Consider the following 15,233-nt stretch of genomic DNA (forward strand, 5'->3'; position numbering starts at 1 on the left):
ACGCGCTCCTTTTATGGGTTACGGCGGCGTGTCAGCGGGTCCATTGCCAAGGGGGGGTGCCAATGTTCAGCCCCCAAATGCCACGCCTGTCCAATACCGCCTGATGTTCCTGAATAAGCCAGCGGCGGCAAAAAATGGCCCTGCACTTCTGCCTGTCCACCCAGGCCAGACCTTCCATCACCAGCTTGTAGTTGACGGAATCACCGCCCACCTGCACAAGCGCGGTAATGGGGCCTGCTTCGAGCTGCCCCACGTCTTCAACGTCCACTTTGGCTCCCTTGGGCATCATGCGCTGCAAATAGGCCAGCGCCTGAGGCCCGTAAGGCTGCCTGAGACTGGGAGCTTCAATGCCGTAAAAAACCAGCACCTTCTCAGGTTCTTCACTGTCTTTCTTGGTGCTGACTGAAATGGTATTTCCGTCTTCCACACTTACCACATACGCATTCCACGTTGTAGCCGCAGCAGCTGGAGACACAGCCAGAACCATAAGGATTATATTTGCAAAAAGCCGGTTGAGCATTGCTGAACCCCTCGGTAAAGGCCTGCAAATGTGCGCCAGCAGATAATGCCTGTGCCGCCAGACCTTTGTCAAGGCAGGCGGCACAGGCATCAAGGAGGGGAATCAGAAATCAAACAGTATTGCTACCCCCAGACAGTGCGTCCTATCTGGTAGGCGGCCGTGGCTACAGCAAAGGCCAGAGCAGTGTTGAACACAATGCTGAACGCCACCCAGCCCCAACTGCCAGCCTCTTGCCGAATGACCACAAGGGCCACAAAGCAGGGGGAATACAGCAGTACGAAGAGCATCAGGGAAAGCGCGGTGGCCTTTGACCATGCTTCATCACCCTTGAGGCGCTCCGCCAGGGGGGCAGCGTCTTCGGGATCCTGGTCGCCCATGGCGTAGGCAGTGCCCATTGTGGCAACAACTGCTTCCTTGGCGGCCACACCGGCCAGCAGGGCTATGTCGGTGCGCCAGTCAAAGCCCATGGGGCGGGTGGCAGGTTCCACGGCCTTGCCAAGACGGCCAGCCACGGAGAAGGCCAAGGCTTCTTCCTTAAGTTCGTTGCGCACGTTGCCAAGTTCTTCTTCGATGGGGGCGCGGGCTTCGTCACCCTCAGGGATAGCCGCGATCTTTTCCTCAAGCTGGGCGATCTGTGCGTCAAAGGGGGCGGACTTGTCTTCCGGCAGACCGGGGAAGGTCATGGCGGCCCAGATCAGGATAGAAATGGCCACCAGCACGGTACCGGCCTTCTTGAGGTACATCCAGGCGCGTTCCCAGCAGTGCAGCAAAAGGCTCATGAGAGTAGGCATGCGGTACGGGGGCAGCTCCATAACAAAGGGAGTGGCCTCGCCCTTGACGATGGAAGAGCGCAGCAGGCGCGCCACCAACAGAGCCATGACCCAACCGGTTATCATGATAAGGAACATGACGGTGGGGGCGCTGTCAGGAAAGAATGCCCCGGCCAGCAGCAAGAACACAGGCAGCTTTGCTCCGCAGGTCATGTAAGGCAGCGTCAGCAGGGTTGCCAGTTTTTCCTTTGGGCTGCGCAGGGTACGGGTCGCCATAACGCCGGGGATGGCGCAACCGCCCGCAATACCGCCAGCGATAATATAGGGCATGACCGATGCGCCGTGCAGGCCGAAAAAGCGGAAGATGCGGTCCATCATGTAGGCCACGCGGGCCATGTAGCCGCTGTCTTCCATAAAGGAGATAAGCGCAAACATGATGAGGATGAGCGGCACAAAGCTGACCACGCCACCAACACCCGCGATGATGCCGTCAACAATAAGCGACTGGGCAAAACCCTCGGGCAGCAGCATTGTGCAGGTATCTCCCAGCCATTTAAAGCCGTCTTCAACCCAGCCTTTGGGGTAATCGCCCACAGTAAAGGTCACCTGAAACATGAGGTAGAGCACGCCGATCATGATCAGCGGCCCAAGAAAGGCGTTGGTGAGTACCTTGTCCAGCTTGTCTGAAAGGGCCAGTCGGTCCTTGCCGGCGTCCTGGGTCACGATGCCGTCGCGCAGGAGGCTGCGGATAAAGCCGTAACGGTAATCTGTGATGATGGATTCAAGATTGGCGTTGAGCGTGCTGCGCACATGAGCTGCAGCCTTTTTGCGCATGCCCTCAAGCTCTTCGGCCAGGGCGGCATTGGCGGAGCGAACCTCGCTCATGATCTCGCTGTCGCCTTCAAGCATTTTGAGGGCAACCCAGTGTGGCATATACTTTTTGGCAAACAGCCCACTGTCTTCGATACGCTTTTCCATATCCAGCAGCACAGGGTCAATATCGCTGCCATAAGAAATACGCAGGGCATTGGCCTTGCCCTCCTGCGCCAACCTGATGGCGACAGCCATGGCTTCATCAAGCCCCTCGCCAGAGCGTGCCACCATGGGCAGCACGGGAATGCCCAGCAGTTCACTAAGGCGCTCCATATCTATATGGATGCCTGCGGCGCGGGCTTCGTCCATCATGTTGCAGCCCAGCACTACGGGGATGCCCATTTCGAGCATCTGCACGGTAAGCAGCATGTTGCGCTCAAGGGCCGAGGAGTCCACAACGTCAATAACGGCCTGCACATTGCCAGCCGCCAGCTCGCGGCGCGCCACCAGTTCTTCCATGGAATAGGCGGTCAGCGAATACGTGCCGGGCAGGTCAACCACGGTAACCTGCTTGCCGCCCACGGTGATGTGCCCTTCTTTTCTGTCAACCGTAACACCGGGATAGTTGCCCACATGCTGTCGGGCACCAGTGTAGCCGTTGAAAACCGTTGTCTTGCCGCAGTTGGGATTGCCAGCAAGAGCTATCCGCAGCTTTCCATCAGCGTTGAAATTGGCATCATCGGGATTATTAAACTGCCGAACCGCGCTCATGCACGCACCTCCCCCATGCTATAAACAGACTGACGCCGCACTTGCGACATCCCAGCCATTACCGCGAACAAAAATTTGTTCATACCAGCCTTCCTGCCAGCAGCCTTGCCGTCATACGGCTTGCCTTTTCCGACCTGTTTTCGATCCTGCCGAAGTGTCTCAGGAAAGGCGCTGCTCAAAAAATTGAAATTCAATTCCAAAGTCCTGATTGATTTAGCTACCTGCCCCCCAAATGTCAAGCGATGGATACTAATTTTCCGCAACTTTACTCAGCCAATTGAGCTCATGCCCAATACACCCGCGCCCAGCCAGATTCCCCCCGCCTCAAATATTGCCCCAAGCAGTGACCTGCAAAAAACGGGAGGCCGCCGACCTTGGTCAACGGCCTCCCATCCCGTCACCGGGTTGGCAGTTCTGCATTAGAGAACGCTCCTTCAGCAGCCTATGCGCCCTTGAGGCATTCACGCAGGGAAGATACGCCGCACGAATGAACCATCTGCAGAGGGATGTTGCGCGAGCGCGCCACCTGCACGGCCTTGCGTTTGGCTTCGTGCGAAATTTTGTTGGTGAACACGATCATGGCGTCAGGGTTGCCGATTTTGTCCACAAAATTGCGCTCATTGCGGGTAATGAACTTCAGGGAATGTCCGTCCTGCTCCGCCGCCGCCATGTAGTCTTGTTTCAGTCGGTCCATACCGCCTATCAGGGTTACGCACATATGATCCTCCGTCTTTTGCCGCACTGCTCAATTTTGCGCGGGTGGTGTTGCTGTGTGTCTTTCTTTTAATTGAAAACGAATTTCAAAGTCAAGAGGTCTGGATCATATTTTTGAAAATAAATTTCAATATAAATAACAAGGGCGCTCTCCCCTGCGGAAAAGCGCCCTGATTTTGTGCAAAGGACGATAAAAAAGCTTCTATTCCCAGCTACTTCCAGAGGGCCAGAAATTCGGCGGCGCTGTTGCCTGCGTCAATATGTTTGAGCAGGGCGCTGCCAAAAACAACGGCGTCGGGCCGCGCATCGGGCGAAAGAGCCTCAAGCTGCGAAGGCTCGCGCAGCCCAAAGCCAAGAGCCAGCGGCAGCTTGAAGGCAGAACGCGCACGCCGCATGGTCACTGCCACCTGGGGCGCAAGGTCGTTGCGTTCGCCAGTGATGCCCATGACCGAAACCACGTACACATAGCCTTCGCCCACGCTGTCATAGAGGGCCATGCGCTCCGCGCTGGTATTGGGGCCAACCAGAGGAATGAGGGCAATGCCTTCTTTTTTCAGGGCGTCACGCAGTGGCCCGGCCTCTTCATAGGGCAGGTCAGGCACGATAAAACCGTGCACGCCGCCGCGCGCGGCGTCCCGCGCCAGCTTTTCGTAGCCATATTGCAGAAAAGGATTCAGGTAGCCCATGAGTACCACACCAGCCTGAATTAGCCCCTTGCGTTCAATGAGTTCTTCCAGAATGCCGCGCAGGCTTACGCCATCGCTCAGGGCGCGGCGCGAGGCGTCTTCCACCACCGGGCCATCTGCCACAGGGTCGGAAAAGGGCACGCCGATTTCGATGATATCCGCGCCGCCTTCGTCCAGTTCCATCAGCGTGGGCCAAAACGTGGACTGATCGGGAAAGCCCGCCGTCAAAAAGGGAATCAGTGCCGGGCGACCGGCTGCCTTGGCATCGCGGATTTTCTGTTCAAGAATATTCATGACTACACCTCTTCCTGGCCCTGCGCCGCAAAGCCCAGCGCCTTGTTGACAATGCCCAGATCCTTGTCGCCGCGGCCAGACAGGTTCACCACCACCTGATCGCCTTTTTTGAATTCCTGCGGGTGGTCGAGCACCCAGGCAAGAGCGTGCGAAGATTCAAGCGCGGGCAGGATGCCCTCTGCACGGCACAGGCGCTGGAAGGCGTTGAGCGCGTTGGCGTCCTTGACCATGCCGTAATGGACGCGCCCGATTTTTTGCAGCCATGAATGTTCTGGCCCCACGCCGGGATAATCCAGCCCGGCGGAAATGGAGTGCGAGGGTTCAACCTGACCGTCTTCGTTTTGCAGCAGCATGCTGTACGAACCGTGCAGAACACCGGGGGTGCCAAGATTCAGCGGGGCGGAATTGAAGCAGCCAGTCTCGCCCGTGCCTGCCGCCTCCACGCCGATGATGCGCACGCTGGCGTCATCCACAAAGGGATGGAACATGCCGATGGCGTTGGAACCGCCGCCCACGCAGGCAACCACGGCATCAGGCAGCCGTCCGGTTCTTTCCAGCATCTGGGCGCGGGTTTCACGGCCAATGACGCTTTGCAGCATGCGCACCAGCTTGGGGAAGGGGTGCGGCCCGGCAGCGGTGCCAAAGCAGTAATGGGTTGTTTTCTGGCTGCCGATCCAGGCGCGCAAGGCCTCGTTGATGGCGTCCTTGAGGGTGCGGGTGCCGCTTTCCACCGCATGTACGGTAGCGCCCAGCAGCTTCATGCGCATGACGTTGGGGGCCTGGCGCACCACGTCTTCCGCTCCCATATATATGGTGCATTCCAGACCCAGGCGGGCGGCAGCGGCAGCGGTGGCAACGCCGTGCTGGCCAGCGCCGGTTTCCGCCACCAGGGCTGTTTTGCCCATGTACTTGGCAAGCAGGGCCTGCCCAAGGGTGTTGTTGACCTTGTGCGCGCCCGTATGCAGCAGATCCTCGCGCTTGAGCCACAGGTCAAAACCCACCTCGCCCGAAAGCGTGGGGCAATAGGTCAGCGGTGTTTCACGCCCGGCATAATTGAACAGCAGGTCTTTCAGCTCTGCCTGAAACTTATCGGTGGGATAAATGTCGCGCATGGCCGCTTCCACTTCCATAAGGGGCGGCATAAGCAGTTCGGGAACAAAGCAGCCGCCGAACTCACCAAAGTAACTGTCTTTCATAGCGAATACCCATTGCCTTTGGAGTTTGCGGCCATGAATGCAGCCGCCATTTTTTCCCTGTTTTTACACCCCGGCGCGTCTTCCACGCCGGAATTGAAATCCACCCCGGCAGGCGCGCACATGCCTACGGCCTTTGCCACATTGGCTGCGCTCAATCCCCCGGCAAGCAGCCAGGGATGCGCCGGGCGCAGGCTGGCCAGATCCGACCAGTCCAGCTTGTGCCCGCTGCCGCCGCCTTTCAGCCCCGCGTCAAGCAGGTAATAGGCGCAGGCTTCGGCATTGCGTTGTAAATCATTGTACAACAAAGCGCGGTGGGTGTAACGATCGGGCCAGAGCACCCGAATGACGCGCTCCGCGCCGATGGCGCGGGCGCATTCCACACTCTGGTGACCGTGCAGTTGCGCATAATCAAGCCGGGCTTCGTCCATGATGCGCCGGATTTCATCCGAACCCTGATTTACAAAAACGCCCACCCGCAGCATGGATCCACTGCCCAAGGCTGCCGCCTGCGCAACCGTCACGCCGCGCGGGCTGCGGGGGTGAAAAATAAAACCGCACATGGCAGCCCCTAGGCTGGCCGCATGGTCAACATCCTCTTGCCGTGTGAGGCCGCAGAACTTGATCAGCATGTGCAATCTCCCTCAGTTTTGGCCGCAGCTCCCAGCAGGGCCGCCAAGGCCTCGCCCGGAGCGCCGCCTTCCATCAGGGCGCTGCCCACAAGGGCGGCGTGATACCCCGCAGCTGCCGCTGCCCGCAGATGCTCTGCGCTACTCATGCCGCTGGCTGCAATCCACAGTTCGCCATTGGCTGGCGGGCAGGACTGTATCAGTTGCAGGCAGGCATCGCGATCCACCGCAAGGCTTTCCAGATCGCGGGCGTTGACCTGTATGATGCGCGCCCCGCTCTCGCGGGCAAGGCGCAGGTCTTCGGCATCAAATATCTCCACCACTGCCTGAATGCCGTAGCCCTCCGCCTGTTCGCGCAGGGCGCGCAAGGTCGCGGCGTCCGGCGTCAGGCGCACAATGAGCAACAATGCCGAGGCTGGCGTGGCTGCCGTGGCCCGCACCTGCAAAGGATCAAAAATAAAATCCTTGCGCAGCAGAGGCACACGCGGCCCACTGTAGAGCGCCGGGTCAGCGGCGCGGGCCAAATATTCCAGGCGCCCGCGAAAAAAGGTTTCTTCCGTCAGCACCGATACTGCGCTGGCCCCTGCGGCGGTATACTGGCGCGCCACATCTTCCACAGCCAGACTCTCGCAGATCACGCCGCGCGAGGGCGAGGCCCGCTTGTATTCCGCCACCACCGCCAGAGGGCAGCCGGGTACGCGGAGGGTCAGGGCCGCAGCAAAGTCTGGGCGCTGGCCTTCGTATACTGCGGGCAGAGCGCCCTGTGCTTCCAAAGCACGCAGAGCCTCTACCTCAGCCTCCTTGGCCTTGCGAAAGCGCTCAAGCAGCATTGAGCACCTTCCTGCCCACACCGGCGCTCACGGCCTCACGGGCGCGGGCCATGCACAGGGCCATATCCATCTTTTCTTCCAGCAGGTAGATGGCAAGCCCCACATTGAGCACCACCATGTCCATCATGGCGCGCGGCCCCTGCCCGTTGAGAATATCCTTGAGCACGGCCACGGCTTCTTCCTTGCCGCTCACGGCCAGGTCTTCCACAGTGCAGGATGCAATGCCGAATTCCTGCGGGTCAAGCATCATGGGCGTCACCTTGCCATTGTGCAGCAGGGCCATCTTGGTGGGGCCGATGGGCGTTACCTCGTCATAGTTGCCCGAACCGCAGACCACGGCGGCGCGGTGCAGGGGTGACTGCATGAGTGTTTCGGCCACCAGCTCCACCAGTTCGGGCCGCGCCACGCCCATGAGCAGATGGCTGGGCCGCGCCGGGTTAATCATGGGGCCAAGAATGTTGAACAGGGTCCGCACGCCCATCTCCTTGCGCACAGGGCCGATATTGGCAAAGGAAGGATGAAAGTACGGGGCAAATATAAAGGCGAAATTACGCTTTTTGACCATCTCCGCCACGGAGGCGGGATCTTTTTCCAGCGTGATGCCGAGGGCTTCCAAAGCATCCGCGCTGCCGCACTTGGACGAAACCGCGCGGTTGCCGTGCTTGACCACCCTGTAGCCCATACCTGCCAGCGTCAGAGATGAAGCCGTGGAACAGTTGAAGGAATGACGTCCATCCCCGCCGGTGCCCACCACATCAATGGTTGTTCCCGAAATGCCGTCCACGCGCACGGCGCGGGCCAGAGCGGCGCGCGTGGCGTGAGCAAGTTCAAGGGCGCTCTCGCCCTTCATGCGCAGCCCCATGAGGAAGCCGCCCGCCTGCGCCGGGGTCATCTTGCCGTCCATGAGGGCCGCAAAACCCGCCGCCGCCATTTCGGCGGAGAGGTCTTCCCGGCGGGCCAGACGCTCAAGAATACCGGAGAAGTCGGAGGTTTCCGCACCTGTGCCAAGGATGCTCTGCGGGAAGTTGCCTAGCAGACGCAGGCCGTCCGGCGTAAGCACGGACTCGGGGTGGAACTGCACGCCAACCCACGGGCGGTCATTGTAGCGCAGGGCCATAACTTCGCCTTCGGGAGCGCGGGCAGTGACCGTAAAACGGGGATTTTCCGCGTCTTCATCGGCGCGCACCACAAGGGAGTGGTAGCGGCCCACGCGCATGGGGTTGGGCAGGCCCAAAAACATGCCAGTGCCGTCGTGCACGATTTCAGACTGTTTGCCGTGCATGATGCACGGGCCGACCTCAACCTTGGCCCCGGCATGCAGCCCCAAAAGCTGATGCCCAAGGCACACGCCCAGCACGGGAATGCGCGGGCTGAGGCGTTTGAGGAACTCCGGGCAAAGCCCCGCATCGGCGGGATGCCCCGGCCCTGGCGAAATGCAGACCATGGAAAGCTCGGGATTCACCGCCATGTCCAGCACGGCGGGGTCATCGTTGCGCAGCACCACGGGCTTGTGGCCCAAGGCGTAAAAAGCCTGCACAAGATTGTAGGTAAAGGAGTCGTAATTATCGATGAGCAGAAACATATTCTTCGTCCTCCGCACGCAGGGCCAGGCGCATGATGGCTGATTTGTTGCACACTTCCTTCCATTCCAGATCGGGATCGGAGTCATGCACGATGCCTCCGCCCGCCTGCCAGAAGAGCTTGCCGTCACGCATCCACATGCTGCGGATGGTGATGCCTGTATCAAGGTTCACGCTGTCCTTGTCCAGACCAAGCCAACCGATGCAGCCAGCGTAAGGGCCACGCGCGCGGCCTTCCACCTCGCGGATGATTTCCATGGCCCGCACCTTGGGCGCGCCCGAAACCGTACCCGCCGGGAAGGTGGCCGCCAGCACGTCCAGGGCGTCCAGGCCTTCCTCAAGCCGGGCGCTGACCCGACTGGTGAGGTGCATGACGTGGGAGTAGCGCTCAACTTCCATGTAGCGCTCCAGATTCACTGAGCCGGGCTGGGCCACGCGGCCAAGATCGTTGCGGCCAAGGTCGACCAGCATGACATGCTCGGCGCGTTCCTTGGGGTCGTCCCGCAGTTCGGCGGCAAGGGCGGCGTCTTCAAGGTCGTCCGCGCCGCGTTTGCGCGTGCCTGCAATGGGCGAAAGCTGCAAATGCCCCGCCGTGCAACGCACCATGACCTCGGGCGAAGAACCGAAAAGCGTCAGCTCGGGAAAGCGCATGTAGAACATGTAGGGAGAGGCGTTGAACCGGCGCATGCGGCGGTACAGTTCAAAGGGATTGCCCTCAAAAGGCGTGGAAAACCGCACGGAAGGCACAACCTGAATGGCCTCGCCCTGGCGCAGCATTTCCTTGATGCGGCGCACGTAATCCTTGTAGCCTTCCTCGCCGGGTTCGGCGCAGACATTGTCGGGATTGATGCGCACGGCCCCGGCCTGCCCCGTGGCGCGGGCTTCAAGTGATTCACGCGAGCTTTGCAGCGCACGGTGTTCGCCCAGGCTCACCTGACAGAGCCGGTTGTACAAATGGTCGAACACAAGCACGGTCGACGGCAGCATGAGCAGGCAGTCGGCCTCGCTCTGCGGCATGACAGGGGCCAGCTTGGGGTTGAACAGACCCGCCATGCCAAAGCCTAGATACCCGTAAAGAGCGCGGGTAATGGGCGGCAGATTTGTGATGTTGACCGGGCCATCTATGGTCAGCGCAGCCATGAGCGCCCGCAGGCCGTCCACAAAGGGTTTGCCCTCAAAGCGCGCCAGGGGGGTTAAGCTGTCGTTGCGGATGTCCAGTGCAAGCTTGCCATCGCGGCAGGAGATGAACAAAGCCGCATCGCAGGCCAGGATGCTGTAACGGCCCCAGCGACCGTCCACTTCGGCGCTTTCAAGCAAGATGCCGTTACCGGCCCCGACCATACCCATGAATAGGCTGATGGGCGTGTCCATATCCGCTGGCAACCAGCGGGCGGTTTGTTGCAGCGTCAGCATATGCTGCGCATCACCGTTATCTTTCATCTGGCGCATCCTTTGGGTTTTTGTGCCTGAAAAACAAAAAACGCCGTCTCCCTTGGGGAGACGGCGTCTACTTACGACAATGCCAACGTACCGGAACTATTAAGCCCGCACGTCTCCCCCACGCAGTTGGATGCGCCACCACCAGCCTTTGAAGCTGTTAAAAATGGTGTTGGAGAAAACGTTCATATAAATGCCTAGTTCCTTATGTTTCAAGTCACCCTACGCATCCAGCCGCAGGCTGTCAACAACGCAGGGCGGTTTTTCAGTAAATTTCCGTTACAGCCTCAGCTATGGCAAGCGGGAGGGCACGCCCGAAGCGGCTTTGCCCTCCCTGCCTCCTCGGCCTACTTGCCGAACAGAATTTCCTGATAATTGGGCAGCGCCCACAGGTCGTCAGCCACGCGCACTTCAAGCATGTCCGCGTAGCGGCGCACTTCAAGCATACGGGGCAGCACATATTCGCGATAGCTCAGGGCGGCCTCAAAGCCGTAGCCCAGGCTGTCCGCCTTGGCCAGCACTTCTTCAAGCTGGCCGCAGGCATCCTGCATGAGGCGCAGATTTGAAGTGATTTCGGCCAGGGTCACAGTTTTGGGATCCTTGCCGATGGCGCGCATGTTGGCCGCGGCAGCGGCCAGTTCACCCTGATAGCGCATGCCCGCAGGGTAAATGATGGTGTGGGCCATGCGGATAACCAGATTGGCCTCGGTACGCACGGTCTTGCAGTACTGCTCAAGGTAGATTTCCTGCCGCGCCTTGAGTTCGGCCTTGTTAAGCACGCCAGCCTTTTCATAAAGGCTGACCACTTCGGGCTTGGTCAGTTCGGCCAGAGCCTCGGGGGTGGTGCGCAGGTTGGGCAGGCCACGGCGCTCGGCTTCCTTGTGCCATACTTCGGAATAGCCGTCGCCGTTGAAGATAACGGCGCTGTGCTCGTCAATGACATGGCTGATAAAGGATTCCAGGGCCTGATTGAAGGTCTTGCCCTGGGCCAGTTCCTTTTCAAGCCAGTCGGCTGCAAAGCCCAGCGAATCGGCCATCATGGTGTTGAGAGCGGTGATGGAACCCGCCGCAGACTGGCTGGAGCCAAGCGCGCGGAACTCGAACCTGTTGCCGGTAAAGGCCACGGGGCTTGTGCGGTTGCGGTCGCCGGGATCGGCGGGCAGCGGCGGCAGCGTATCCACGCCCAGATTAAGGGCACGGCCCGTGCGGCCACCGGCGGCGTTTTCAACGCGTCCGGCGCGGAAGGCTTCAAACACTTCCGTCAGCTGATCGCCAAGGAAGATGGACATGATGGCCGGCGGGGCCTCGTTGGCGCCCAGACGGTGGTCGTTGCTGGCGCTGGCGACGGTTGCGCGCAGCAGACCGCCAAACTTGTGCACGGCACGGATCATGGCGGCGCAGAACACCAGGAACTTGGCGTTGGCATGCGGGGTTTCGCCGGGATCAAACAGGGTGCCCAGCTCCGCATTGCCGATGGAATAGTTCAGATGCTTGCCCGAGCCGTTCACGCCCGCAAAGGGTTTTTCGTGCAGCAGGCACTTGAGGCCGTAGCGCTTTGCCACGTTGCGCAGCTTGGCCATGATGATGTGGTTGTGGTCAACCGCGAGGTTGCTCACCTCAAAGAGGGGCGCGATTTCGTACTGGCTGGGGGCCACTTCGTTGTGGCGGGTACGCACGGGCACGCCCAGCTTGTACAGTTCGCGCTCCACTTCCATCATGTACGAAAGCACACGCTGCGGGATAACGCCAAAATACTGGTCGCTGAATTCCTGCCCCTTGGCCGGACGCGCGCCAAACAGGGAACGCCCGGCGATCTGGAGGTCGGGGCGGGCAAAATTGAAGTTGTGGTCAATGCAGAAATATTCCTGCTCAAGCCCGGCGTAGGAAACAATGGGCAGCGGCGTATCTTCGCCAAAGAGCGCCAGCACGCGATGCGCCTCGCGGTTCAGGGCCTGGCCGGAACGCAGCATGGGCGTTTTTTTGTCCAGGGCAACACCCGTCCACGAAAGGAACATGGTGGGGATGCACAGGAAGGTGCCGTTGGGGTTCTCCATGATGTAGGCGGGGCTGGTCACATCCCATGCGGTGTAGCCGCGCGCCTCAAAGGTGGAGCGCAGGCCGCCGGAGGGGAAGGACGAAGCGTCAGGTTCGCCGCGAATAAGCATGGAGCCGGAAAATTCGGCGATCACGCCGCCAGATCCGTCGGGCATCAGGAAGCTGTCGTGCTTTTCGGCAGTCTGCCCGGTGAGGGGATAAAAAATGTGGGTAAAGTGGGTGGCACCCTTTTCAATGGCCCAGTCTTTCATGACTGCGGCAACGGTATCGGCGATGGCGGGGTCCATGCGTTCGCCGAATTCAATGGTTTTACGCAGCGCCTTGTACACGCTCTTGGGCAGGCGTTCACGCATGATGCGGTCATTGAACACGTTGCACCCGAAAATATCGGTGGGTTTGGTGTCCACAAAATTCAGGGGGGCCGCTTCGGGTTTGTAAGTAGTGATGGCCTCAATGGCGCTTTGTCTGGCGGATTTGCTGCTCATGGACGAACCTCGCGCTCAGGGCTGACGCAGTGTTGGGGGTGCCGATATTCCCGCTTATGGCGGTTGGATTTATGCCGCTGCATGCAAACCACAAAACGCCCGCGCCCGTGCTGCCCTGGCGCACGCGGACAAGGGGGGCTGTTGCAGAGGCCTTGCGGACGCCCTGCAGACGCCCGCACCAAAGCCATGATCTCCGGGCCTGACCGTGAAGGCCAGGCCCGGAACAGTATACTCTACCGGAACGCGCCCTGGAGCTGCCCGCCACTACACAAAGCCAGCCATGCAGAATCAATCAACACGGCCGATAGGCAAAGGCAGCGGCAAAACCAGAAGCGCGAACCAGAAACCGCTTTAGTTCACGCTCACGATTTCGATTTCAAACGTCAGCGTCTTGCCAGCGAGGGGGTGGTTGGCGTCAAGGGTGATCTCGTCCGAGCCAACTTCGGTGATGGTCACGTCCATCTGGCCCTGCTCGTTGGAGAGCTGCAAGGGCACGCCCACGTTCAGGGGAATGTGGTCGGGCACCTGGGCGCGGGGAACGGTGAACACCAGTTCGGGATCAGCCTCGCCGTAGGCATCATCAGGCGCAACGGTCACGGTAACGGTTTCGCCCGCTTCGCGACCGTCAACGGCGGATTCAAAACCCGGGATCAGCATACCCTTGCCCATCACGAATTCCAGGGGTTCGCGCTCACGCGAAGAGTCGAACACCGTGCCATCGTCAAGGGTACCCGTGTAATGCGCGCGCACCGTATCGCCTTTTTTAATAGGCATAACTACTCCATTGCAGTGTGTGTGGGCGGTCTGCGGCAGTGTGCCGCATCGTCGGCAGAAGCTGCCAGGGCAGAAACCCGCCCGCGAAAAGAATAACGCCCGATAATAAAGTGCAAGCAAAACACGCCGGGGGGCTTCTGTCAATCTGTAACGTTGTTACAAATGCCTCCAATCTCCCTGCCCGCGCGGGTTTGCGGACTTTGATCTTTTGCGCGTCATTACGGTAAAAATACAACTGCCGTAGTTGCATTCCGCCCTGACGCGACACTGCTGCCACACCGCCACTACAGCAGCTTGCAGGCTTGACAGAGTGCCATACGACACTAATAATCAGCAATTGCTCTCAACGGGAAAATCCCGCTCTTGTTCGGGCGGCACACGCAATCTTTCAGAGGTATCTCAGAGGTATTTTTATGTCCGATATTCGCTCCACGTACACCGACGAATGCAATTTTTATGGCCGCCACACCCCCCGCGAGCTGGCTGAAACCTTCGGCACCCCTCTCTATGTATACAATGAGAATGTGCTGCGGCAGCGTTGCCGCGACCTTATGGGGCTTTCCAAACACCCCGGTTTCGGTGTGAACTATTCTGTTAAGGCCAATGCAACCCCCGCCCTGCTGCGCATAGTGCGCGAGGAAGGGCTGGTGGTAGACGCCATGAGCCCCGGCGAACTGTACATGGACGAGCTGGCCGGTTTTACACCTGACGAAATCCTGTACATTTCCAACAACAATTCTGAAGCCGAGCTGAAAAACGCCGTTTCGCGTGGCTTGCTTATCAGCGTGGATTCCCTCTCGCAGCTTGATACCCTTGGCCGCATCAACAAGGGTGGCAAGGTCATGGTGCGGTTTAACCCCGGCATTGGCGCGGGCCACCATGCCAAGGTCATCACCGCGGGCAAGGACACCAAGTTCGGCGTCACCCCCGACAAGCTGGACGAAGTTTTTGCCCTGCTTGAAAAGCACGACCTCACGCTGGCTGGCATCAACCAGCACATCGGTTCGCTCTTTATGGAACCCGACGGCTACCTTGATGCCGCCGAGGTGCTGCTGCACCTTGCCGACCGCCTGCCCGCCAGCATGCTGGCAAAACTCGAAGTCATCGACTTTGGCGGCGGCTTTGGCATTCCCTACCACAAGTACGAAGGTCAGGCCCGCCTGAGCATGACCGACCTTGGCGAGCGCCTGCACGCCCTCATTGCGGGATGGTCTGAAAAATCCGGCTACAAGGGCCGTTTTCTTGTGGAACCGGGCCGCTATGTGGCCGCCGAATGCTGCGTTCTGCTGGGCACCGTGTTTGCCGTCAAAAACAATGGCGACAAGCGCTACGTGGGCACCAACCTGGGCTTCAACGTGCTTGTGCGCCCCGCCATGTACGACTCCTTCCACGATGTGGAAATCTACGGGGCCGACACTCAGGCCCGCAAAAACATGGTGCAGACCATTGTGGGCAATATTTGTGAAAGCGGCGATATCCTTGCCAAGGAACGCGAACTGCCCGTTATGTGCGAGGGAGATGTGCTTGGGGTACTTGACGCCGGAGCTTATGGATTTACTATGGGTTCCAACTACAACCAGCGTCGTCGCCCTGCTGAAGTTCTCATTCAAAGCGACGGCACTGCCAAACTTATCCGCCGCCGCGAAACCCTTGAGGATCTAGCGCGCTGCCTGATGGATTAA

General features: G+C 59.6%; 12 protein-coding genes. 1 reads left to right on the forward strand and 11 read right to left on the reverse strand.

The features are described from left to right. Positions 1-31: 31 nt before the first annotated feature. The 11 genes from ACUZ9P_RS13550 to ACUZ9P_RS13600 all read right to left on the reverse strand — a co-directional run bounded on the left by ACUZ9P_RS13550 (position 32) and on the right by ACUZ9P_RS13600 (position 13,551). Positions 32-520 (reverse strand): thermonuclease family protein, encoded by a 489-nt coding sequence (locus ACUZ9P_RS13550; RefSeq protein WP_449250099.1) that lies wholly within the window; start codon positions 518-520, stop codon positions 32-34. Between the two features lie 122 nt (positions 521-642). Beyond that, complete coding sequence (gene feoB / locus ACUZ9P_RS13555; RefSeq protein ID WP_449250100.1) at positions 643-2,874, reverse strand: ferrous iron transport protein B; 2,232 nt, start codon at positions 2,872-2,874, stop codon at positions 643-645. Positions 2,875-3,316: 442 nt separating this feature from the next. Then, entirely contained in the window at positions 3,317-3,592 is a 276-nt protein-coding gene (locus tag ACUZ9P_RS13560) for a DUF2325 domain-containing protein (protein WP_298998647.1), read from the reverse strand. Positions 3,593-3,800: 208 nt separating this feature from the next. Beyond that, positions 3,801-4,568 (reverse strand): tryptophan synthase subunit alpha, encoded by a 768-nt coding sequence (trpA, locus tag ACUZ9P_RS13565; protein ID WP_449250101.1) that lies wholly within the window; start codon positions 4,566-4,568, stop codon positions 3,801-3,803. Positions 4,569-4,570: 2 nt separating this feature from the next. Beyond that, complete coding sequence (trpB, locus tag ACUZ9P_RS13570; RefSeq protein ID WP_449250102.1) at positions 4,571-5,764, reverse strand: tryptophan synthase subunit beta; 1,194 nt, start codon at positions 5,762-5,764, stop codon at positions 4,571-4,573. After that, positions 5,761-6,393 carry a phosphoribosylanthranilate isomerase gene (locus ACUZ9P_RS13575; RefSeq protein ID WP_298998653.1) on the reverse strand — a complete coding sequence of 211 codons (633 nt, stop codon included), beginning with the start codon at positions 6,391-6,393 and terminating at the stop codon, positions 5,761-5,763. The genes trpB and ACUZ9P_RS13575 overlap by 4 nt, the downstream gene beginning before the upstream one ends. Then, the gene (locus ACUZ9P_RS13580; protein ID WP_449250103.1) at positions 6,387-7,220 is read right to left on the reverse strand and encodes an indole-3-glycerol-phosphate synthase; all 834 of its coding nucleotides are present in this window, start codon (positions 7,218-7,220) and stop codon (positions 6,387-6,389) included. The genes ACUZ9P_RS13575 and ACUZ9P_RS13580 overlap by 7 nt, the downstream gene beginning before the upstream one ends. Further along, the gene (trpD, locus tag ACUZ9P_RS13585; RefSeq protein ID WP_298998658.1) at positions 7,210-8,802 is read right to left on the reverse strand and encodes an anthranilate phosphoribosyltransferase; all 1,593 of its coding nucleotides are present in this window, start codon (positions 8,800-8,802) and stop codon (positions 7,210-7,212) included. Before trpD ends, ACUZ9P_RS13580 begins: the two co-directional genes overlap by 11 nt. Next, positions 8,783-10,240, reverse strand: coding sequence for an anthranilate synthase component I family protein (locus tag ACUZ9P_RS13590; RefSeq protein WP_449250104.1), 1,458 nt, complete (start codon positions 10,238-10,240; stop codon positions 8,783-8,785). The genes trpD and ACUZ9P_RS13590 overlap by 20 nt, the downstream gene beginning before the upstream one ends. A gap of 344 nt (positions 10,241-10,584) precedes the next feature. Beyond that, complete coding sequence (locus ACUZ9P_RS13595; protein ID WP_298998662.1) at positions 10,585-12,777, reverse strand: glutamine synthetase III family protein; 2,193 nt, start codon at positions 12,775-12,777, stop codon at positions 10,585-10,587. Between the two features lie 351 nt (positions 12,778-13,128). Next, complete coding sequence (locus ACUZ9P_RS13600) at positions 13,129-13,551, reverse strand: FKBP-type peptidyl-prolyl cis-trans isomerase (protein ID WP_298998664.1); 423 nt, start codon at positions 13,549-13,551, stop codon at positions 13,129-13,131. Between the two features lie 413 nt (positions 13,552-13,964). On the opposite strand from ACUZ9P_RS13600, the gene lysA reads away from it, so the two are divergent. Continuing rightward, positions 13,965-15,233: a diaminopimelate decarboxylase gene (gene lysA / locus ACUZ9P_RS13605; RefSeq protein ID WP_449250105.1), complete on the forward strand. Its 1,269-nt coding sequence runs from the start codon at positions 13,965-13,967 to the stop codon at positions 15,231-15,233.

The organism is Desulfovibrio intestinivivus, assembly GCF_053570665.1.